Here is a 22,142-nt window from a genome sequence, read left to right as displayed (position 1 = left end):
CTGGTCGGCGTCCTCGTCGGCTACGGCACGACACCGGCCACCGCACCCTCCGCCGCCGAAGCCGCCGCGGCCGTGGCCGCGGCGATCGAGCCGGGGCAGAGCACCACGATCGTCGGCACCCAGTCCGGTCGCTGCCTGGAGGTGCCGAACTCCAGCACCACAAACGGCACCCAGACCCAACTGTGGGACTGCAACGGCAGCGCCGGGCAGACCTGGACCTGGACGTCGAGCAAACAGCTCACGGTGTACGGCAACAAGTGCCTGGACGCCAGCGGCCGGGGCACCGCCAACGGCACGCAGGTGATCATTTGGGACTGCAACGGCCAGAACAACCAGCAGTGGAACGTCAACAGCAACGGCACCATCACCGGCGTGCAGTCCGGTCTCTGCCTCGACGCCAACGCCGCCGCCACCGCGAACGGCACCAAGATCATCCTTTGGGCCTGCAACGGCGGCGCCAACCAGCAGTGGGCCTCGCCGAGCGCCCCACCGACGACTCCGCCGCCGACCACCCCACCGCCGGGCGGCGTGCGTCCGTGCGACATCTACGCCTCCGGCGGCACCCCGTGCATCGCGGCGCACAGCACGACGCGGGCCCTCTACGCGGCGTACGCCGGCAACCTCTACCAGGTGCGCCGCTCGTCGGACAACACCACCCGCAACATCGCGGTGTCCGGCGCGGGCGGCACCGCCGTCGCGGCCACGCAGGACTCCTTCTGCGCCGGCACCACCTGCGTGATCACGGTGATCTTCGACCAGTCCGGGCGCGGGAACGACCTCTGGTACCAGGGCTCCAGCGTGGTTCCGGGCTCACCGCAGAGCAGGCCGGCCATCGCCACGTCGGAGTCGCTGACCGTGGGCGGCGCGAAGGCGTACTCGCTCTACATCAACCCGGGTAACAGCTACTGGCGCGACGGGCACCTCACCGGAGTGCCGACCGGTGCGGCTCCGGAGGGCATGTACATGGTCACCAGCGGCACCCACGTCAACAGTGGCTGCTGCTTCGACTACGGCAACAGCGAGACGACGCGCAAGGCCGACGCCGCCGGCGCGATGGACGCCATCAACTTCAGCAAGCAGTGCTGGTTCGGCGGCTGCTCGGGCACCGGCCCCTGGGTGCAGGCGGACCTGGAGTGGGGCCTCTTCCCGGGCGGCAGCAGCTCCTGGAACCCGAACCAGCGCGCGTTCACCAGCAAGTTCGTCACCGCGACGCTGAAGAACAACGGCACGACCCGCTTCGCCATCAAGGGCAGCGACGCGCAGTCCGGCAGCCTCTACACGCTGTACGACGGCGCGCTCCCGCCGGGATACAGTCCGATGAAGAAGCAGGGCGCGATCATTCTGGGCAGTGGCGGTGACTGCTGCAAGCCCGACGGTGGCGCGAACCTGAGCGCCGGCACCTTCTACGAGGGCGCCATGGTCGCCGGCTACCCGTCCGATGCGACCGAGAACGCGGTGCAGGCCCACGTGGTGGGCGCTGGTTACCGCTGACCCGGGCGACGCCGGAACGAGCCGTGCGCTGGTCGCCCTCGGGTGGTGACCGGCGCACGGTCGCCGACGCCGGGCGTACGCGTTCAGGCGAGCCTCGCCGAGCGCGGGCGCGGCCGGACCGGGCGGGTGACGGGTCGCTCGCTCGATCAGCGCCACCCCCTCGTCCATCGACTGTGAGCGATAACAAGAACTCCGAGAAATTGACGCCAATCGTTTGACGTATGACGTCGTTAACGCTAATTTTCAGGCGCGGACCCGTTGGCTGCCCGGAGCCGGCAGGGCGCCGCGGACCGGCGCGGCCCCGGCCCGTATTCGGAGTCGTGGCCCGGGCCACGGCCGCTCGGCGGCGGCCGAGTCTCGTCCGCAATCCCCCCAGACCGTGCTGACGCCACCACCAGTCGCCGGCACGCACCCCAGGGCACGCGCGTGCGTTCCGCTCGTGGGTGACCCCGATCGAAGGAGTGGACCATGAAGGTCACCGGTGAGGCTCGTCCCGCCTCTCCACCGAGACATCGCTGGCGGTCAGGGCTGGCCACCGCGGCAGCCGCGGTCATGGCGGGCGGCGCGCTCGTCGCGGTCGACCCGATGCCCGCCGCGGCGGCGACGGTGGACACCAACGCCTGGTACGTCCTGGTCAACCGCAACAGCGGCAAGGCGCTCGACCTGTACGCTTCGGCCACCAACGACGGCGCGCGGATCAGCCAGTGGACCCGCAACAACGGCGCCAACCAGCATTGGCAGTTCGTGGACTCGGGAAGCGGCTTCTACCGGGTGAAGTCCCGGCACTCCGGCAAGGTCCTCGACGTCAGCAACTTCTCCACCGCCGACGGCGGCGCGATCGTGCAGTGGTCCGACCTCAACGGGACGAACCAGCAGTTCCGGCTGGCCGACTCCGACGGCGGGTACGTCCGACTGATCAGCCGGCACAGCGGCAAGGCGGTGGAGGTGCAGGGCGCGTCCACGGCCGACGGCGGCAACATCGTGCAGTACGCCGACTGGAACGGCGCCAACCAGCAGTGGCAGCTCGTCCGCACCGACGGCGGCACCACCCCGCCACCGACGGGTGGCAGCGGGTGTGGCAAGGCGCCGACGCTGGCCAGCGGCACCCACACGATCCAGAGCAACGGCAAGAGTCGGTCGTTCATCCTTCGGGTGCCGGCCAACTACAACAACAGCAACCCCTACCGCCTGATCTTCGCGTTCCACTGGCGCGGCGGCACCATGCAGGAGATCTCCTCCGGCGGCACCAGCGGCACCCCGTGGTCGTACTACGGGCAGCAGGAGCAGTCGAACAACAGCGCGATCCTGGTCGCACCCCAAGGGCTCGGCAACGGTTGGGGCAACTCCGGCGGCGAGGACATCACCTTCGTGGACGACATGATCAGCCGGATCGAGAGCAGCCTCTGCGTCAACCCGCGGCAGCGGTTCGCCCTCGGCTTCAGCTGGGGTGGCGGGATGAGCTACGCCATCGCCTGTGCCCGGTCCACCGTCTTCCGGGCCGTCGCGGTCATCTCCGGCGCGCAGATCAGCGGATGCAGCGGCGGCACCCAGCCCATCGCGTACTTCGGGCTGCACGGCATCTCGGACAACGTGCTGAGCATCTCCCAGGGCCGGGGGCTGCGTGACACGTTCGTGCGCAACAACGGGTGCACCGCCCAGAACCCGCCCGAGCCGGCGGCGGGTAGCCGCACCCACATCACCACCACCTACTCCGGCTGCCGGTCCGGTTACCCGGTGCAGTGGGCCGCGTACGACAACGGCCACATGCCCGGCCCGGTGGACGGCACCTACGCCGAGAGTGGCATCACCACCTGGACCAAGGGTGAGATCTGGCGGTTCTTCGCGCAGTTCTCCTGACCCCGGTCGCCGGCGAGGTCGGCGCTGACGTCGGCGGCAGCGCTGCACTCCCGTGCCCGGGAGTGTGGCGCTGCCGCTCAGCGTTGCAGCCGATCCGGCTTGCCCGAACCGCTGCGGCGCACCAGCCAGGCCTCGGTGATGTGAGTGAACATCGCCTCGGCGGCGCCCTCGGAGTCGTGGGCGGCGATGCGCTCGTAGATGCGCCGGTGGCCCTGGTTGGACGCCACGCACAGGGAGCGCTCGGTGCGGCCCATGTAGCTGGCGGTGTTGATGACCTGGCTCTCCAGCGCGCGTACGACGCCACGCGCGATCCGGTTGCCGGACGCCTGCATGATCGTGTCGTGGAAGGCCCGGTCATGCTCGTGGTACGTCACGTGGTCGTCGACAAGGTCGTCCATCCCGTCCACCAGCTGGCGCAGGCGGTCGATGGTCTCCGCGTCGGCGAGCCGGGCGGCGACGTTCGCCATGTCGGACTCCAGCACCCGCCGGGTGACGACCAGGTCGTCGAGGATGGCGAGGCTGTCGTCCTCGGCGATGGTGGCCGCGAGGACGAGTTCGTCGAGCATGTCCCACTGTGACGGTGGGGTGACTATGGTGCCGGCGCCCTGACGGACCTGCACCAGCCCCTTCTCCTGAAGGATCTTGACGGCTTCCCGGACGACGGTCCGGCTCACGGCGAAGGTCTCGCAGAGGATCGGCTCGGGAGGCAGGGACGTCCCCGACGGGTGGACACCCCGGACGATGCGCTGCACGAGTTCGGCGGTGACCGCCCGGGCAAGGTTGGCCGGCCGACGTACCCATGCCGGTGTTGCCGGAGCGTTCAGGGCTGTCTCCTGAGCTGGCGTCATGTCCCCTCCGAGTGACTCGCCATGGCACGACGTCACGGTCAGTCTACGGCTGAGCATTGACGTCACACGTCATACGAGTTAATTTGCGATCAACGATGGCAGGCGGTAGCGCCGTCGGCCACCCCACTTTCAGAGGTGACAACCTATGAGACAGCGCGCGCTATGGTCGGCCGTCTTCGTTGTTGGATTGGCCTTGACCGGCTGTGGAAGTGCTAGCGACTCGGGCCCGGCCAAGAGCTCCGACGGCAAGCTGGTGGTCTGGGACTGGAAGTCCGGCGAGACATTCGCCAAGTCGTATCTGGACAAGGCGAAGGCCGACTTCAAGAAGAAGCACGCGGACGTCGAGGTCGAGTTCGTCGCCCAACCCTTCGATCAGTACTACACGTTGCTCGGTGCGGCGATCCAGTCCGGTAAGGGCCCGGACGTCATGATGTTCAACGGCGGCGGCCAGATCCGCGACCGGGTGGACGCGTTGGTGCCGCTCACCGACTACGTGGCCGAGGACAGGCAGCGGCTCGCCGGGTGGGAGGCGTTCACCAAGGACGGCAAGGTCTACGGCAGCCCGGTGACGCTGCAGGGTTACCCGATCTACTACAACAAGGACATCTACCGCAAGGCCGGGCTCGACCCGGCCAGCCCGGCGACCACCTGGGACGAGTTCGTCGCCGACTGCGCCGCTGTCGCCAAGGCCGGCTCCAAGTGCTTCGCCCTGGGTAACAAGGAGGGCGTCGGCATCCAGTTCTGGCTCTCCAGCATGGGCTCGGTGACCCTCACCGCGGCGGAGTACGACGCCTGGATCACCGGCAAGCGCGACTGGAACTCGCCGAACGTGAAGCGGGTCTTCGAGCTCTGGAAGGAGACCGGCGACAAGAAGATGAACACCGACGGGGCGAACTCGACCGCGATGTTCAACGACTCCTTTGCGGCCTTCCAGTCCGGCAAGGCCGCCCACGTCATGGGCCTCATGTCCGACGTCGGGCACTGGAAGGCCTTCAACGAGTTCCTCACCCCGGAGAAGCTCGGCGTCATGAAGGCGCCGGTCGTCACCGCCGGCACCACCCCGAGCCTGCCGTACGACGGTGGTATCGGCTATGCGATCGCCAAGTGGACCAAGGACCCGAAGGTGGCCGCCGATCTGGTGCGCTCCCTGACCTCGGCCGAGGCGCTGAAGGCGTTCTACGCCGATGCCGGCGCCATCGCCGCCGACACCACGATCGACGTGTCGCAGGCCGGACCGGCCGCCTCCACGATCGTCAGCGAGCTGAAGACCGGCAAGCCGGCTCTGCACGTCGCGCTCTCCTCGAAGACGATCGACCTGATGGGACGGCTCTCCCAGCAGCTGCTCAGCGGTTCGATCACCGTCGACGAGGTGGTGAAGCAGTTGGCCGCTTCCGACCAGGCGGGCTGACCTCGTGCCGATCGGAAACACGCAACCGTCGGTCCGTCTGGCTCCGGCCGGGCGGCCCGGCGGCCCGGCGGTCACCTCCCCCACCCACCGGGGTGGCACCCGTGCCCGCCGCACCCGTGGCGGCCTCGGGGCCGAGCGCTTCGCCCCCTACCTCCTGGTCGCGCCGGCCGTCCTGATCATCGTGGCGCTGCGGATCTACCCGCTGATCCTCGGCGTCAACTTCTCCTTCACCGGCGACGGTGACCAGAACGGAGAGGCGGTCGGGTTCGGCAACTACCAAGAGCTGTTCGGTGATCCGCTGTTCCGCACCGCGCTGGGCAACGTCGGCCTCCTGGTGTTGCTGCTCCCGGTGGCGGTGGCGATCCCCGGCCTCCTCGCCACGTTCATCTACCTGCGGGTGCCCGGCCACCGCTTCTACCGCAGCGTCTACTTCTTCCCCGCGGTGCTCTCACCGGTCATCGTCGGGGCGATCTTCAACCTGCTGCTCGCCTTCGACGGCCCCGTCAACGTCGTCCTCGGCTCGGCCGGGATCGGCCCGGTGGACTGGCTCGGCGATCCGGACGTCGCGATGTTCGTGGTAGTGGGCGTCCACATCTGGGCCACCTTCGGAATGGCCCTGGTGGTGTTCCTCGCCGGCTTCGCCACGCTCGACGCCGCGCTACTGGACGCCGCCCGGGTGGATGGCGCGTCACTGCGCCAGGTCGTCTGGCACGTGATCATCCCGAGCCTCTCGCGGACCATCCAGTTCGTCTTCGTGACCACGATGATCGGGATGCTGACCTCCATGTTCGGGCTGCTGTTCGTCATGACCAGCGGTGGCCCGGAGGGCTCGACGTACCTGCCGGAGTACTACATCTGGATCCAGCAGGGCCAGATGAACCGCCCCGCGCTCGCGTCCGCCGCGTCGACGATCCTCTTCGCGATCATGCTCGTGGTGGGGATGTCGCAGATCAAGCTGCTCGGACGATCGGGAAAGGTGGACTGATGTCCCGGGGCCGTCTGGGACGGTGGATGATCGCCATCCCGATGTCACTGCTCGCGCTGGCGACGATCTACCCCCTGCTCTTCACCGCGAACGTCGCGTTGAAGACCCGCCGCGACTACATCCTGGACCGGTTCTCCCTGACCAGCACCCTGCAGTGGGAGAACATCAGCACGGCGTGGAACAGCGTCGGCATGGGCCGCTACTTCGTCAACTCGCTGGTCGTGGTGACGGCGTCGGTGCTGCTGCTGCTCCTGCTCGGCTCGATGGCCGGCTTCGCACTGAGCCAGCTGCGGTTCCGTGGCTCGTCGGCGCTGTTCCTGGGCTGCCTCGCGGGACTCTTCATCCCGTTTCAGGTGATCATGGTGCCGCTCGCCCGGATCATGGCCGACACCGCGCTGATCGACACGTACCCCGGTCTGGTCCTCGTCTACGTGGCCCAGTTCCTGCCCTTCACCGTCTTCCTGATGACGAGCTACTACAAAGGCATCCCTCCGGAGATCGTCGATGCCGCCCGGATCGACGGCAACACGGTGTACGGCGTCTATCGCCGGATCATGTTGCCGCTGGGCACCCCGGCGCTGCTGTCGGTAGGCATCCTCAACGCCCTGTTCTGCTGGAACGACGTCCTCATGGCGCTGGTGATGATGCCCTCGGCGGAGAACCGGACGCTCATGATCGGGGTGACCTCGTTGCGAGGGCAGTACTCGGACAACATCCCGACCTTCGCCTCCGGGGTGCTGATCGCTGCGATACCCGTCCTGTTGGTCTACCTGTTCCTCCAGCGCCAAATTGCCGACGGCGTCGCCGCCGGTTCCACGAAGGGTTGACATGCGGATCACGGGATTTCGGACACTCAGCACGGTGCAGGAGTGGGGGCGCCCCGTTGGCGACGCCAACGGCGTGTTCGCCGACGGGGTGGTCCCGGTCTCGATCGTCCTCGTCGAGACCGACGAGGGCATCACAGGCATCGGCCTCGGGCCGCACGTCGAGATCGAGCGGATCTTCGCTGCCATCGAGGGCGAAGACCCCCGTGCGGTGACGACCCTGTACGACCGCATGCTGCGGCACACCTTCAAGGCCGGTCACGCGGGGCCGGTGTTCGGCACCATCGGGGCGCTCGACACCGCACTGTGGGACATCAAGGCGCAGCTCGCCGGTCAGCCACTGTGGCGGCTGCTGGGCGGACGGGACCGGCGGGTCAACGCCTACGCCTCCGGTCTGGACATCGGGTTGACCGACGACGAACTCGTCGCCGAGTACGAGGTCTACGCCAGCCACGGGCTGCGGGCCGCCAAGCTCAAGGGTGGCCTCGACATCGACCGGGACCGGCATCGGCTCGGCCTGGTCCGCGACGTCCTGACCGAGGCCGGGCACGGCCGGCGGCCGGGTCTGATGCTCGACGTCAACGAGGTGTGGACCCGCAAGCAGGCCGTGCGGCACGTCTGTGAACTCGAACGCTCCCTGGACCTCATCTGGATCGAGGAGCCCGTGCGGCGTTGGGACGCCGAGGGCCACGCCGCGGTCAGTCGGGGTATCTCGGCGTCGGTAGCCACCGGCGAGAACCTCACCGGGCTGGAACAGTACCGCCCGCTGGTCGCCGCCGGCGCTGTCGACATCGTCCAGATGGCCGCCGTCTGGGGGGTCACCCACTTCCTGCGGGTGTCCGCCCTGGCTCACGCCCACGACCTGCCGGTCAGCCCGATCGGCAACAGCCCGGTCGGGTTGCTGCACGCCGCGACCTCGGTGCCGAACCACCTGACCAGCGAGTTGCAGGACCTTCATCGACCGGTCGGTGTCTCCATCGACCTGCACGTCGAGGACGGCGCCTTCATCCTCGGCGATTCGCCCGGGCTGGGTGTGCGCGTCGACGAGGAGCTGATTCGGGCCGCCAACCGCCGCCTGCAGGCGCCGACGGCCGACAGTCCCAACGTGCGACCGGAGCGGGCCGGCCGCCGGTTGCTGGCCGGTGTGGACGGTCTCGCCGCCGTCCGGCCGGTGCCCGCGGTGTCACTGAACTCGCACAACGAGGTGACACCCACCGCCCGGTAGTGAGCCGAGCACCAGACGAAGAGGAGCGTGGGTGCGCCGTCGCGGCGGGGCACCCACGACCATGCTCGGTCGGCACGGCCGACGTACCGACCGTCGAGACGGAGGATCGATGAAGGCAGTCGTCTACCGGGGGGCGCGTGACCTCGGGATCGAAGACCGCGAACCGGCGCCACCCGGTCCCGGACAGGTGCGGATCGACGTGGCCTACACCGGAATCTGCGGCACCGACCTGCACATCTACCACGGTGACATGGACGCCCGGGTCGGTGACTCCGCGGTCATCGGGCACGAGATGTCCGGGCGGATCGCGGCGGTCGGCGCGGACGTCAACGGGTTGAGCGTCGGCCAGCCCGTCACCGTGATGCCGACCCGAACGTGCGGGAAGTGCGCGGCCTGCCGGCGCGGCACCTCGCACATCTGCCACGCCATGAACTTCCTCGGCGTCGACTCACCGGGCGCCATGCAGTCCTTCTGGAACGTGCCCGCGGAGCTGGTCCTGCCACTGCCCGAGGAGCTACCGCTCGACCACGCGGCGCTCGTGGAGCCGGTCGCGGTCGCCGTGCACGACGTCCGGCGGGGGAGGGTGTCCGCCGACGACCAGGTGGTCGTGGTCGGCGGTGGGCCGGTGGGTGTGCTCATCGCGACCGTCGCGCAGAGCCGTGGCGCGCGGGTGCTCCTGGTCGAGCCGGACCCGTACCGGCGTGCGGTGGCCGGCGGCGTCGGAATCGAGGCCGTCGACCCGGGGTCGACCGATGTCGTGGCACTCGTCGACGACCGCACCGGCGGAGCGGGCGCCGACATCGCCTTCGAGGTGTCCGGCGCTGCCGCCGGTGTCACCACCGCTGTCGACGTACTCACCACCCGGGGCAGGCTGGTGATGGTGGCGATCCACCCCCGGCCCCGCGAGGTGAACCTGCACCGGTTCTTCTGGCGCGAACTGGAGCTGCTGGGCGCCCGCCTCTACCAGCGGGACGACATGGAGGAGGCGGTCCGGCTGGTCGCCTCGGGCGCGATCCCGGCCCGCGAACTCATCTCCCGGGTCGAGCCGATCGACGCGGCCGCCGCCGCTTTCACCGCGCTCGAGGGTGGCGGCGTCATGAAGGTGCTGCTCGATCTGCGGGGAGGCGACAAGTGACGGCGCTGTTCGACCTGTCCGGGCAGACCGCCGTGGTGACCGGGGCCCGCCGCGGCATCGGTCTCGCCATGGCCGAGGCCCTGGCTCTGGCCGGTGCCGACATCGTCGGCGTCTCCGCCCGGCTCGAAGCGAGCGGCAGCGAGGTCGAACGCCGGGTGCGCGCCGCCGGCCGCCGGTTCACCGGGCTGCGCGCCGATCTCGGCGACCGGGCCGCGGTGCACCGGTTGGCCCGGGACCTGACCGCTCTCGGTCCGGTCGACATCCTGGTGAACAACGGCGGCACGATCGCCCGTACACCGGCCGCCGAGCACCCGGACGAGATGTGGGACCAGGTGATCGAGGTGAACCTCAGCAGCCAGTTCGTGCTGAGCCGGGAGATCGGCCGGACGATGGTCGAGCGCGGCCGAGGAAAGATCATTTTCACCGCGTCGCTGCTGAGCTTCCAGGGCGGCATCACCGTCCCCGGCTACGCCGCGTCGAAGTCGGGCGTCGCCGGCCTCGCCAAGGCGTTGGCCAACGAGTGGGCCGCCCACGGGGTGAACGTCAACGCGATCGCGCCCGGCTACATCGCCACCGACAACACCCGGGTGCTGCGCGACGACCCCGACCGTAACCAGGCGATCCTCGGTCGGATCCCGGCCGCCCGGTGGGGCCGGGCCGACGACCTCGGCGGTGCCACGGTGTTCCTGGCCTCCGCCGCGTCCGACTACGTCAACGGGATCGTGCTGCCCGTCGACGGCGGTTGGCTGGGCCGATGACCGGCGGGCAGGGGCCGCGGCGAGCCGGAATCGTCGACGCGCACCACCACCTCTGGGTCCGCGCCCGGCACCCCCAGTCGTGGATCGACCCGGTGACCATGGCGGCCATCGACGCCGACTTCGAGCCCGCCGACCTCGCGCCGCCGGCCCGGGCGGCCGGCGTCACCGCGACCGTGGTGGTGCAGTCCATCGCCTCGGAGGCGGAGACGGTGGACCTGCTGGGCATCGCGGCCCAGGACACCCTCATCCGTGGGGTGGTCGGCTGGGTGGACCTGACCGCCCCCGACGTCGTCGCCCGCATCGACCGCCTGCGGGCGGCCCCGGGCGGGGACCGCCTCGTCGGCATCCGCCACCTCGTGCAGAGCGAGACCGACCCGGCGTACCTGGACCGTCCGGACGTCCGGCGGGGGATCGCCGCGGTGGGCGCGGCGGGCCTGGTGTACGACCTGCTGGTCCGCCGGCACCAGCTACCCATGGCCGCGCGCCTCGCGCACGACCTGCCGCAGGTGTGCTTCGTCCTCGACCACCTGGGCAAGCCCGCGCTGGGCCGTCCGGAGCTGACGGAGTGGGCCCGCGACCTGCGGGCGTTGGCGGACGCGCCGAACACGACGGCGAAGGTCTCCGGGCTGGTGACCGAGGTGGGCCGGTCGCCCTGGACGCCGGAGGATCTGCGACCGGCCGTCGAGGCCGCGCTCGACGCGTTCGGGCCGGACCGGCTGATGTACGGGTCGGACTGGCCGGTCTGCCTGCTCGCCAGCTCGTACGCGCGGTGGGTCGAGGCGTTGGCGCAGTTGCTGGGCGACCACGACGAGGCCGACCCGGCGTCCATCTGGGGCGACACGGCACGCCGGGTCTACGGGCTGGAGGGGTCGTGAGGGCGCGGGCACTGCCGCTCCGTCCGGAGGTACGCCTCAGCGAGCTGGGCCTCGGCGCGGCCCAGGGCGGCAACCTGTACCGCGCGACGACTGACGAGGAGTTCGCGTCGGCTGTCGACACGGCCTGGGCGGCGGGCGTCCGGTACTACGACACCGCGCCGCACTACGGGCTGGGCCTGTCCGAGCGTCGGCTCGGGGCGGCCCTGCGGGAGCGGCCGCGTGCCGCGTACGTGGTGTCGACGAAGGTCGGGCGACTCCTGGTGCCGTCGCCCGAGGACGCGCACCTGCGCGACTCCGACGGGTTCGACGTGCCGGCCAGCCACCGGCGGGTCTGGGACTTCAGCCGCGACGGCGTGCTCCGCTCGATCGAGGCCAGCCTGGACCGTACCGGGCTGGACCGGATCGACGTCGTCTACCTGCACGACCCGGACGACCACTGGGAGCAGGCGGCGCACGAGGCCGTACCCGCCCTGGTGGAGCTGCGTGACCAGGGCGTCGTGGGCGCGATCGGCGCCGGCATGAACCAGTCGGCGATGCTGGCCCGGTTCGTGCGGGAGACCGACGTCGACGTGCTGATGTGCGCCGGGCGCTACACCCTGCTGGAGCAGGGCGCGGCGGACGACCTGCTGCCGTCCGCCGAGAGCCGGGGGGTGGGCGTGGTCATCGCGGGCGTCTACAACTCGGGGCTGTTGTCGCGGGAGCGGCCACCGGCCGACGCCGTCTACAACTACCAGCAGGCGCCGGCGGAGGTGATCGAGCGGGCGCGGCGGATCGCGGCGGTCTGCGAGGCGTACGGGGTGACCCTGCCGCAGGCGGCGCTCGCCTTCGTCCGCCGGCATTCGGCCGTGGTGTCGACGGTCGTCGGGGTGCGCGACGGCGCGCAGGTGACCGAGACGGTACGACGGTTCGGGACCGCCGTGCCCGAGGAGCTCTGGGACGCGTTGGCGGCGGCGGGTCTGCTCGCCCCCTCGCCCGACCAGGACGGCGTCCCCGGACGCGGTTGAGCGGAACACGTCCCGGCTGGGACCGGCTCCGACTCTCGGAAACCGGCCCCGACCGGGACGTCGTTCGTCAGCGCGACACGCCGCGGGTCACACCGCGGTGAACCGCCACTGTTGGTTGGTCGCGCCGTGGCAGGTCCACTGCAACAGCCGGGCACCGTCCGCGGTGGAGGCGCCGTTGACGTCCACGCAGAGGCCGCTCAGCACGTTGCGCACGGTGTACACGCCGGAGGTTCCGGTCGCGGTCGCGGTGAACTTCTGCTGGTTGCCGTTGTTGCAGGTGGCCTGCTGGAGGAAGGCACCCGCCGCGGTCGAACTGCCGACCACCTCGACGCACTTGCCGCTGTGCACCGCCTTGAGATAGACCGCACCGCTACCGGCGTCGACCGCCTGCCACCTCTGGTTGTTGCCGCCGGTGGCCGCCCACTGGGTGATCTGGGCGCCGTCGGCGGTGGAGACCCCGCTGACGTCCATCAGCTTGCCGCTGTGCTGCGCGGTGACCGTGTAGGTCTTACCCGCCAGACCCCCACCGCCGTTGGTGGGTGTCCCGACGCCGTTCCCGCCGAAGGTGTGCGAGTCCAGGTCGAACCAGTTGTTGCCGCTGCCCTTGAACACCATGTAGAGCGTCTGCGTGCCGCCGCTGGCGGCGACGCTCACCGGTGTCGTGGACTGGTAGTTGTCCCAGCCGCCGGTGGCGGGCACCGGCGTGGTGGCCAGCAACGTGCCGGTCGGCGAGCCGGACCGCAGCTCGATCGTGCCGCCACCCGACGGCGACGACAGCCGGTAACTGACCGTCGAGATGCCGGACAAACTCATCGGGCTGAACGCGATCCAGTCGTTGTTGGAGATGTCACCGACGCGCTTGGTGCTCTCCGCGGCGGCCTGGTCGACGACCCGGATGCCGGACTGGCTGCTGAAGTACTCGGACTGCTTGTGCTTCGGCTGCAGGATCGCCTGGGCGGTGCCGGTGAGCGGTGCCGCGCCCCCCGCACCGCCGCTGTCGGTGTAGCGGGCGTTGAGCACGTAGAACAGGTTCGCGCCGTCGGGGTGCCCACCGAGCAGATCGGTGGAGATGGTGCCCGAGCAGCCCGGGTACTCGGTGGTCTCGTGCGCGTGGTCGTCGTGGCCGAGCGCCGGGTTGAGGACCACCTTCGAACAGTCGATCGTGCCGCCGTCCGGATCGGTCACGGTGATCTGGTACGGCACCCGGTCACCGAAGGTGAGCATGCCCCCGTTGGATGGGGTGGTGATGGTGACCACCGGCGCGCTGTTGCCGACGGTGATCTGGACGTTGGCGAAGCCGGTCTTGCCGGTGTTGTCGGTGACCTTCAACTGCGCGGCGTAGTTGCCGTTGCTGGTGTACACCTTCGACGGGTTGGCCGCGGTGGAGGCGGTCCCGTCACCGAACGTCCACTGGTAGCTCAGCGTGTTGCCCGGGTCCGGGTCGGCAGTGCCCGCGCTGCTGAACTGGACGGTGAGCGGCGCGCTACCATTTGTCGGCGTGCCGGTGGCCTTGGCGATCGGCGACCGGCCGCCCTGGATGTAGTCGATCCGGTAGAGACCGGAGTCGCTGTTGCCGCCACCGAAGTTGGTGCCCCACTCCAGCAGGTAGAGCGAGCCGTCCTTGCCGAACTCCATGTCCATCGGCTTGTTGAACCGGCTGTTGGGCAGGAACGGGTTGGTGCGGGTCACCGCCGAGGAGGAGTCGAAGTGCACCTCCTTGACGTAGTTGCGCGACCACTCGTAGAAGAAGTGCACGCCGTCGTAGTAGGGCGGGAACTTCGTCGCGGACGGGTTCGACGCGTCGTACCGGTAGATCGGCCCGCCCATCGGCGCGGAGCCGCCGGAGCCCAGCTCCGGGAAGGTCGGGGAGGTGCCGTAGCCGTACCACATGTTGGGTGCGACGACCGGCTTCAGGCTGGTCAGACCGGTGTTGTTCGGCGAGTTGTTGACCGGCGAGTTGCAGTTGAACTTCGCGCCGACCACGCCGGTGTCCGGGTTGAACGGCGCGTACGGCTGGTTGTCACCGTGGCAGAACGGCCAGCCGTAGTTGCCGGCCTGCTTGATCACGTTGAGCTCGACCAGGCCCTCGGGCCCGCGGTTGGTGGTGGGCGGGTTCCGGTCCGGTCCGTAGTCGGCCAGGTAGACCCAGCCGTTGGCCGGGTCGATGGAGAAGCGGAACGGGTTGCGGAAGCCCATCGCGTAGACCTCCGGCTTGGTCTGCGCCGTGCCCGGGGGGTAGAGGTTGCCGGACGGGATGGTGTAGCCACCGCTGGCCGAGGGCTTGATGCGCAGCAGCTTGCCCCGCAGGTCGTTCGTGTTACCGGCGGACCGCGCGGCGTCCAGGTGGGACTTGCCCGAGCGCCAGTCCAGCGGGGCGTAGCCCTGCCAGTTGGGGTCGAGGTTCGGTGGCGTGTCGTCACCCGTGCCGATGTAGAGGTTGCCGTCCGGGCCGAACTTGATGTAGCCACCGGTGTGCCCGGGCTCGGGGAAGGTGCGGTCCCGGTACGCCGGGATGTCGATGATCGTCACCCCGCTCGACGTGTTCAGCGTGTCACCGCTGACCGTGTAGCGGGAGACGCGGTTGACGTCGGTGCTGCTGCTGGCCGGCGAGTGGTACAGGTAGATGTACCCGTTGCTGGCGAAGCCGGGGTCCAGCGCCATGCCGGTCAGGCCGTCCTCGCCGCCGGTGTAGACGCTGAGCGTGCCGGCGGTGACGGTGCTGTTGGTGGAGGGCTTGAAGATCTTCACCTGGCCGCCGCGTTGGACGTAGAAGACGCGGCCGTCCGGTGCCACGCCCATCGCCATCGGGTCGGCCGTGTTGTCGTCCAGGGTGCGCTTCTCGAAGTTGCCCCAGACGGTTCCGCCGCAGTCGCCGGGGAGGTTGCCGGCCGCCCACTTGACACCGCCGAGGATGTGGTTCTGGAAGTTCGTCTCGCTGTAGGAGGCGATCGCGTGGCCCATCGCGGTGGCCCACACCCGCCCGCCACCGGCGTTGCGGCACCAGGAGATCGGATGATCCGGGCCCATCGCCCGGGATCCGGGGTTGTAGGTGCGCTCGTCGGCGGTCACCAGCACGTGCACGTTGCCGCGCGGGTTGGTGTCGAAGTTGTACCACTCCTCGCTGCGTGTCCACCGGTCCGGCAGGCCGGCCGTCGACGGGTGCTTCTTGTCGGCGACGATGGCGGTGCCCTGCAGCACGCCGGGGGAGTGCTCGGGCATGTGGGCGCCGCCGTTGATGGTCTGGTCCCACCACGGGTACTCGGACTCGATGCCCATGTCGGTGGCGTTGTGGATGCCGACGATGCCCTTGCCGCTGGCGAGGTAACCCTCGACCGCCTGGCGCTGGGCCGCCGAGGTCCAGACCATGCCGGAGGTCTGGAACATGATGATGACGTCGAAGGTCGCCAGGTTGGCGGTGGTGAAGACGCTGGAGTCCTCGGTGTGCACCAGCTCGAAGTTGTTCGCGGCGGCCTGCTGCTGGAACATGCTGATCCCGGCGGGGATCGAGTCGTGCCGGTAGCCGGCGGTCTTGGTGAACAACAGGGCGCGGAAGGCCGGGGCCGCCGAGGCGGGTGGAGCGAGTCCGAGCGCCAGCAACAGGCCGGCGATCACTGAGATGAGCAATGTGTTGCGACGCATGCCGTCTCCTAGGTTGGGCGGGCGTGGGTGTGCGACCACGAGCACCACCCAGCCTCAGGTTGTGCCTGGGCGCGCGTGGCTGCGCACGAGCGGTCTGGTCCGGTCCTCGTGCCGTTCGCCGCAACGGCAGTCAGACCCGTAGGAGGTCACCCAGCGTGACGGTCGCTGCGGTTCTCGTCCTATGGTCTACGGGGTCAGGATGAGCTAGAGATCGATGACTGTCAATTAATGGAGTGACGTCCGACGTCCTGCCCGGTTGACGACGGCCGGCCTCGACTTCCTCGCCGCGGCATCGCTGCCGATCCGGTTGCTGACCCCGCCAATCGGCCCCGGTCGAGGATTGCGGACCAGCATCCAAACATCTATCTTCATACGTGTGATGTTTCGTCGATGTCAAGGGAATGTTGGCAATAGACGAACGTGAGCATCCGCCACTACCTACGAAAGTTCGATGGCTGGCACTTCGAAGTCGCCGTAGCGTTTGATCGAAACCTGCCAATGACTACTGTCTGTGAGGGCCTTCGGAATGTCAGACCCACGGCCGGTGCCGTTGCTCAACCTCCGGGGCATCGGTAAGTCCTTCCTTGGCGTACGCGTTCTCGACGGTGTCGACCTCGACGTCGCGCCGGGCGAGGTGCATGCCGTGGTCGGCGAGAACGGCGCCGGTAAGTCGACCCTCATGAAGATCGTCTCGGGCGGGTACGCGCCGGACGAGGGCACCGTCGAGTTCGCCGGGGAGCCCCGCACCTTCCGGGGCCCACGCGACGCGCAGCGGGCCGGCGTCGGCATCATCCACCAGGAGTTCAACCTGCTCCCGGAGCGCACCGTCGCGGAGAACGTCTACCTGGGGCACGAGCCGGTCCGCCGCGGGCTGGTCGACCGTCGGGCGATGCTCGACCGCACCACGGACCTACTCGCCTCGATCGGCGAGACCACCATGCCGGCGGACGCCCGGGTGGGACAGCTCGGCGTCGCCCGGCAACAGGTCGTCGAGATCGCCAAGGCGCTCGCCCTGGACGCCCGCCTGCTCATCATGGACGAGCCGACCGCCTCGCTGGCCGACCACGAGGTCGAGTTGCTCTACGGGTTGGTGCGCCGACTCCAGGATCGAGGCATCGGCCTGCTCTACGTCTCGCACCGGCTCGCCGAGGTCTTCGACCTGTCCAGCCGGATCACCGTCCTCAAGGACGGTCGCCGGGTCACCACGGTGGACACCACGGACACCGACGCCGACGAGCTGGTGCGGCACATGGTCGGCCGGGAGCTGTCCAGCTACTACCCGGACCGGGCCGCCCCCGAGGACCGCGGCCCGGTGCGGCTCGACCTCCGCGACGCGGGCAACCGGCAGCTGCACGACATCAACCTGCAGTTGCGCGCCGGTGAGGTGCTCGGCATCGGCGGCCTGCAGGGCTCCGGACGCTCGGCGCTGGCCCGGGCGATCTTCGGGGTCACCCCGTTCACCACCGGGGATGTCACCGTCGACGACCGGCCGGTCCGGCTGCGCTCACCCCGCACCGCGATGCGGGCCGGCATCGCGTACGTCACCGAGGACCGCAAGGGTGAGGGGATCGTGCCCCGGCAGTCGGTGCTCGACAACGCGCTGCTCGCCAGCCGCGCGGTCTTCGCCGCCCGGTCCGGCCGCGCCGCCCGGACGCGACGCCTGCGCGAGTTGCTCGCCGCCGTGGAGGTTCGCGCGGCCGGCGACGAACAGGAGATCCGCTTTCTGTCCGGCGGCAACCAGCAGAAGGTGGTGCTGGCCCGCTGGCTCGCACTCAACCCCCGGATCCTGCTCTTCGACGAACCGACCCGGGGGATCGACGTGGGCGCGAAGTCAGCAATCCACGACCTGGTGCGCAGCCTCGCCCGCGACGGCGCGGCGGTGCTGATGATCTCCTCCGACCTGCCGGAGCTGCTGGGCATGAGTGACCGCATCGTCGTCATGCGGGACGGGCGCGTCGCGGGCGAGCTGCCCGCCGGCGCGACCGAGGAGGAGGTCGTCGCCCTGGCGGTCGGGACCGCACGGGAGGCCGCCGCATGAGCGTGCTGTCGCTCCTTCCGGCCCGCCGCCCCGTGCCCAGCGTCTTCGTGGCCCTGATCGCCACCCTGGCGGTCGGTTGGCTGGTCGTCCTCGTCGACGGCGGTCAGCTCTTCAACCAGTCCACGACCGTCAGCCTGCTGCACGTCGCCGCCGGGCTCGGACTGGTCGCCGTCGGGCAGACCCTGGTCATCCTCGGCGGCTCGCTCGACCTGTCGGTCGCGTACGTGATCAGTCTCAGCACCCTCGTCGCGGCCGAGACGATGAATGGCAGCGACGGTGCGCTGGTGCCGGCGATCGGCCTGGTCCTCGCGGTGAGCGCGGGCATCGGGCTGTTCAACGGGGTGCTCGTCACCAGGTTCCGGGTCAACGCGTTCATCGCGACGCTCGGCGTCGGGCTGCTGCTCAAGGGGTACCTCGACAACGGCTACGACGGCCCGGCCGGCACCACCTCGCCCGCGCTCGTGCAGTCCCTCGGTTACCAGCGCGTCGGTCCGGTACCGGTGTCGTTCCTGCTGTTGCTGGCCGTGACCGCAGCGGCCTGGTTCGCGCTCTCCCGGACCCGGTTCGGGCACCACCTGGTCGCCGTGGGCGGCGACCCGGAGGTGGCCCGGCTCTCCGGTGTCCGCAACGACCGGATCCTCGTCACCGCCCACGTGCTCTGCTCGATGTGTGCGGGGCTGGCCGGCATCTACCTCGCCAGCCGGCTCGGCTCGGGCGCGCCACGGGTGGGCACCGAGGGCCTCTACGACCTGGAGTCGATCGCCGCCGTGGTGATCGGCGGGACCGCCCTCGCCGGTGGTCGCGGCGGGGTCATCGGCACCGTCGGTGGGGTGCTGCTGCTCGCCAGCATCGACTCGATCTTCAACCAGCTCGAGGTCGACGCCTTCTTCAAGCAGGTGATCCGGGGCGTCATCATCATCGCCGCGGTCGCCGTCTACGCCCGCAGGGCCCTGCGAAAGGCGTTCTAGCCATGCAGACCGTCCAGTCCCGTTCGCTGCCGCTGCGGCTCCCCCGGATCCGTCCCGGTGGTGTCCTGCCGATCCTGGTGATCCTGGCGGTGCTGTTGGTGCTCGTCGGCATTCGACAGCCCGACTTCCTGGCACCACCGTCGCTGATGTCCTTCCTCGGCCGGTCGGCGCCGATCATCCTGCTCGCCGCCGGCCAGTACTTCGTGATCGTCTCCGGGGAGTTCGACCTCTCGGTCGGCTCCCTGGTCACCGCGCAGGTGGTGGTCGCCGCCCGGCTGATCGACGGCGACCCGGGCCGCACCTGGCCGGTGGTGCTGCTGCTGCTCGCCTTCGGGGCGTTCGTCGGCCTGGTCAACGGTGTCGTCACGACCCGGCTGCGGGTGCCGTCGTTCATCACCACGCTCGGCATGTTCCTGATCCTCTTCGGCGCGGTCTACCTGTGGTCCGACGGCGCCCCGAAGGGTGCGCTCTCCGAGGAGTTCCGCCGGTTCGGCCGGCGGGCCTTCGAGGACGTGCCGCTGCTCGGCCGCGTGCCGTACGCGCTGCTGGTGCTGCTGGTCCTGGCGGTGGTGGCCGTGCTGCTGATGCGTTCCGACTTCGGGCGCACCCTGGTCGCCGTCGGCGACAACCCGCGCACCGCCGAGTTGAGCGGGGTACGCGTCTGGCGTGCCCGGACCCTCGCCTTCATCCTCAGCGGGCTCGCGGCGGCGGTGGCGGCGATCCTGCTGGGTGGCTACAGCGGCGTGTCGTTCCAGGCCGGGGCCGGTCTGGAGTTCGGCGCCATTACCGCCGTCGTCCTCGGCGGGGTCGCGTTGGGCGGCGGCCGCGGCGCGGTCGTCGGCGCGATGCTCGGCGCGCTGACCCTCGAACTGCTGTTCGCGCTGATGAATTTCTACGGCGTCTCCGGCGCCCTCAGGTCGGCCGTCCAGGGCGGGATCATCCTGCTCGCCGTGGCGGTCTCCGCAACGCGTTCTTCGACGAGATGAAGAGGAGCCATAGTGCGACGTTCCCTGGCGGCGCTGGCCGCTGTCACCCTGCTGTCCCTCACCGCCTGCGCCACCGACGAACCGGCCGCGAGCCCGTCGGGGAGTGCCCCGGCCGCCGGATCGGGCACCGGTGAGCAGTCGAAGTTCTTCGTCCAGGCCGACTACGACGCCGAACTGTCACTGCTGACCGCCACCGCCACGGGTCCGGCGGACAAGCCGTGGGAGCAGGTGCTCAACCCGAAGATGGTGGACACCGCCAAGTTCAAGAAGAACGGGCCGCACAAGATCTGCTTCTCGAACGCCGCCCTGAACAACCCGTGGCGGCAGGTCGGGTTCAAGACCATGCAGGCCGAGGTCGAGGCGCAGAAGAGCCGCATCGAGGAGTTCGTGCACGTCGACGCCGAAGGCAAGGACCAGAAGCAGATCGCGGACATCAACGACCTGCTCGGCAAGGGCTGCGACGCCCTCATCGTCTCGCCGAACACCACCGCCACGCTCACCCCGGCCGTCGAGGCGGCCTGCCATGCGGGGCTGCCGGTCGTCGTCTTCGACCGGGGCGTCAACACGAAGTGCCCGGTGACGTTCATCAACCCCATCGGCGGCTACGGGTTCGGCCACGTCGGCGCCGAGTTCGTCAGCCAGAAGATGAAGCCCGGCGGCAAGGTCCTCGCCCTGCGGATCCTGCCCGGCGTGGACGTCCTGGAGACCCGCTGGTCGGCGGCGAAGGTGGCCTTCGACAAGGCGAAGGTCGACGTCGTCGGCGTCGAGTTCACCGACGGCGACCCGGCCAAGACCAAGAAGATCGTCGACGACTACATCCAGCGGTACGGCACCATCGACGGCGTCTGGATGGACGCCGGGGCGGTGGCCGTGGCGGCGGTCGAGGCGTTCCAGGACGCGGGCAAGCCCGTCCCGCCGATGAACGGCGAGGACCAGCTCGACTTCCTGAAGATGTGGAAGGACAAGAACCTCACCGCGATCGCGCCGACCTACCCGACCTACCAGTGGCGTACGCCGATCATCGCGGCGCTGCGGATCCTCGACGGCGAGCAGGTGTCCAACCCGTGGAAGCTGCCGCAGCCGACAGTCACCCAGGAGAACCTGGACAAGTACCTCGACGCGAGCATGCCGCCCCTGCACTACGCGATGTGCGGCTGCACCGACCTGCCCGGCTACCCGCAGCGCTGGAAGTAGGTTTCCGATGTACGCCATCGGCGTCAACCCCTGGGTGTGGGCGTCGCCGGTCGACGACGAGGCCCTGGCCGAGCTGATCCCGCGGATCGCCTCGTTCGGCTTCGACGCGGTCGAGTTGCCGATCGAGCAACCCGGCGACTGGGATCCGGTACGTACCCGGGACCTGCTGGCAGAGCACGGTCTCGTCGCCGCCGGTGTCTGCGCGGTCACCCCGCCCGGGCGGGAGTTGGTGGACGCCGCGCCGGCGGTCGTCGAGTCGACGGTGGCGTACCTCAAGGGCTGTGTGGCGAACGCGGCGGCCGTCGGCGCTGAATGCGTCGGCGGTCCCGTGTACGCCTCGGTGGGCCGGACCTGGCGGATGTCGCCGACGGCCCGCGCCGCCTGCTACGCGGAGTTCCGGCGGGCCCTGGCTCCGGTCGCGGAGCAGGCGGGCGAGTGCGGCGTGAGCATCGGTGTCGAGGCGTTGAACCGCTACGAGACGAGCGTCGTCAACACGATCGAGCAGACGGTGGAGCTGATCGACGGTCTGCCGCCGAGCGTCGGCATCATGATCGACACGTACCACATGAACATCGAGGAGGCCGACCCCTACGCGGCCCTCGCCGCCGCCGGCCGGCACATCAAGCACGTCCAGGTCAGCGGCACCAACCGGGGCGCCCCCGGCGCCGACCACTTCGACTGGCCCCGGTTCTTCGGCGCCCTGCGGGACACCGGCTACCAGGGCGCGATCTGCATCGAGTCCTTCACCGCGGAGAACGAGACCATCGCCACCGCCGCGGCGATCTGGCGTCCGCTGGCCGCCTCGCAGGACCGCCTCGCCACGGACGGCCTGCGCTATCTCCGGGCGATCCTCGGATGACCGCGTGGCCCGCATCCGTCGAGCACACCGTCCCCACCGGACCCACAC

The 22,142-nt window shown here is 69.8% G+C and carries 17 protein-coding genes; 15 read left to right on the top strand and 2 right to left on the bottom strand.

Translation table 11 applies throughout. The features are described 5' to 3' along the window. The first annotated feature begins 72 nt into the window (after window positions 1-72). Both ABIH81_RS29650 and ABIH81_RS29645 read left to right on the top strand, forming a co-directional pair. Window positions 73-1,491: an arabinofuranosidase catalytic domain-containing protein gene (locus ABIH81_RS29650; protein WP_349878162.1), complete on the top strand. Its 1,419-nt coding sequence runs from the start codon at window positions 73-75 to the stop codon at window positions 1,489-1,491. A 468-nt stretch (window positions 1,492-1,959) separates the two neighbouring features. Continuing rightward, window positions 1,960-3,348, top strand: a complete 1,389-nt coding sequence (locus tag ABIH81_RS29645) for an RICIN domain-containing protein (protein ID WP_349878161.1) — start codon at window positions 1,960-1,962, stop codon at window positions 3,346-3,348. A gap of 77 nt (window positions 3,349-3,425) precedes the next feature. Here ABIH81_RS29645 and ABIH81_RS29640 read toward each other — a convergent pair whose 3' ends face one another. After that, window positions 3,426-4,196 carry a FadR/GntR family transcriptional regulator gene (locus tag ABIH81_RS29640; protein WP_349878160.1) on the bottom strand — a complete coding sequence of 257 codons (771 nt, stop codon included), beginning with the start codon at window positions 4,194-4,196 and terminating at the stop codon, window positions 3,426-3,428. 193 nt (window positions 4,197-4,389) lie between these two features. Here ABIH81_RS29640 and ABIH81_RS29635 point away from each other — a divergent pair, with 193 nt between their 5' ends. The 8 genes from ABIH81_RS29635 to ABIH81_RS29600 all read left to right on the top strand — a co-directional run bounded on the left by ABIH81_RS29635 (window position 4,390) and on the right by ABIH81_RS29600 (window position 12,410). Next, window positions 4,390-5,604: an extracellular solute-binding protein gene (locus tag ABIH81_RS29635; RefSeq protein WP_349878159.1), complete on the top strand. Its 1,215-nt coding sequence runs from the start codon at window positions 4,390-4,392 to the stop codon at window positions 5,602-5,604. A 4-nt stretch (window positions 5,605-5,608) separates the two neighbouring features. Continuing rightward, window positions 5,609-6,589: a sugar ABC transporter permease gene (locus ABIH81_RS29630; protein WP_349878158.1), complete on the top strand. Its 981-nt coding sequence runs from the start codon at window positions 5,609-5,611 to the stop codon at window positions 6,587-6,589. After that, window positions 6,589-7,416: a carbohydrate ABC transporter permease gene (locus ABIH81_RS29625; protein WP_349878157.1), complete on the top strand. Its 828-nt coding sequence runs from the start codon at window positions 6,589-6,591 to the stop codon at window positions 7,414-7,416. Before ABIH81_RS29630 ends, ABIH81_RS29625 begins: the two co-directional genes overlap by 1 nt. Window positions 7,417-7,450: 34 nt before the next feature. After that, entirely contained in the window at window positions 7,451-8,638 is a 1,188-nt protein-coding gene (locus ABIH81_RS29620) for a mandelate racemase/muconate lactonizing enzyme family protein (protein ID WP_349878156.1), read from the top strand. Window positions 8,639-8,747: 109 nt separating this feature from the next. Further along, window positions 8,748-9,773 carry an alcohol dehydrogenase catalytic domain-containing protein gene (locus ABIH81_RS29615; protein WP_349878155.1) on the top strand — a complete coding sequence of 342 codons (1,026 nt, stop codon included), beginning with the start codon at window positions 8,748-8,750 and terminating at the stop codon, window positions 9,771-9,773. Continuing rightward, window positions 9,770-10,531, top strand: coding sequence for an SDR family NAD(P)-dependent oxidoreductase (locus ABIH81_RS29610; protein WP_349878154.1), 762 nt, complete (start codon window positions 9,770-9,772; stop codon window positions 10,529-10,531). Before ABIH81_RS29615 ends, ABIH81_RS29610 begins: the two co-directional genes overlap by 4 nt. Then, on the top strand, window positions 10,528-11,406 hold the full coding sequence (locus ABIH81_RS29605; protein ID WP_349878153.1) for an amidohydrolase family protein: 879 nt from the start codon (window positions 10,528-10,530) through the stop codon (window positions 11,404-11,406). The genes ABIH81_RS29610 and ABIH81_RS29605 overlap by 4 nt, the downstream gene beginning before the upstream one ends. Next, a complete protein-coding gene (locus ABIH81_RS29600) occupies window positions 11,403-12,410 on the top strand; it encodes an aldo/keto reductase (RefSeq protein ID WP_349878152.1) in 1,008 nt (335 codons plus the stop codon). Before ABIH81_RS29605 ends, ABIH81_RS29600 begins: the two co-directional genes overlap by 4 nt. A gap of 87 nt (window positions 12,411-12,497) precedes the next feature. Here ABIH81_RS29600 and ABIH81_RS29595 read toward each other — a convergent pair whose 3' ends face one another. Next, on the bottom strand, window positions 12,498-16,049 hold the full coding sequence (locus tag ABIH81_RS29595; protein WP_349878151.1) for a ThuA domain-containing protein: 3,552 nt from the start codon (window positions 16,047-16,049) through the stop codon (window positions 12,498-12,500). Window positions 16,050-16,575: 526 nt separating this feature from the next. Between ABIH81_RS29595 and ABIH81_RS29590 the strand changes: the two genes are divergently transcribed. From ABIH81_RS29590 to ABIH81_RS29570, 5 genes are read left to right on the top strand one after another with little or no spacing between them, the layout of a single operon-like run. After that, the gene (locus ABIH81_RS29590) at window positions 16,576-18,087 is read left to right on the top strand and encodes a sugar ABC transporter ATP-binding protein (protein WP_349878150.1); all 1,512 of its coding nucleotides are present in this window, start codon (window positions 16,576-16,578) and stop codon (window positions 18,085-18,087) included. After that, window positions 18,084-19,055 (top strand): ABC transporter permease, encoded by a 972-nt coding sequence (locus ABIH81_RS29585; RefSeq protein ID WP_349878149.1) that lies wholly within the window; start codon window positions 18,084-18,086, stop codon window positions 19,053-19,055. The genes ABIH81_RS29590 and ABIH81_RS29585 overlap by 4 nt, the downstream gene beginning before the upstream one ends. Window positions 19,056-19,057: 2 nt before the next feature. Next, a complete protein-coding gene (locus ABIH81_RS29580; RefSeq protein WP_349878148.1) occupies window positions 19,058-20,041 on the top strand; it encodes an ABC transporter permease in 984 nt (327 codons plus the stop codon). Window positions 20,042-20,053: 12 nt separating this feature from the next. Further along, window positions 20,054-21,235 (top strand): substrate-binding domain-containing protein, encoded by a 1,182-nt coding sequence (locus ABIH81_RS29575; protein WP_349878147.1) that lies wholly within the window; start codon window positions 20,054-20,056, stop codon window positions 21,233-21,235. 7 nt (window positions 21,236-21,242) lie between these two features. Next, window positions 21,243-22,094, top strand: coding sequence for a sugar phosphate isomerase/epimerase family protein (locus tag ABIH81_RS29570; RefSeq protein ID WP_349878146.1), 852 nt, complete (start codon window positions 21,243-21,245; stop codon window positions 22,092-22,094). The last annotated feature ends 48 nt before the right edge of the window (window positions 22,095-22,142 follow it).

Origin of the sequence: Micromonospora sp. HUAS YX12, from assembly GCF_040215685.1 — a bacterium.
Classification (GTDB): domain Bacteria; phylum Actinomycetota; class Actinomycetes; order Mycobacteriales; family Micromonosporaceae; genus Micromonospora; species Micromonospora tulbaghiae.
Note: the sequence above shows the minus strand (reverse complement) of the source record. Positions and strands in the feature narration are given on the sequence as shown.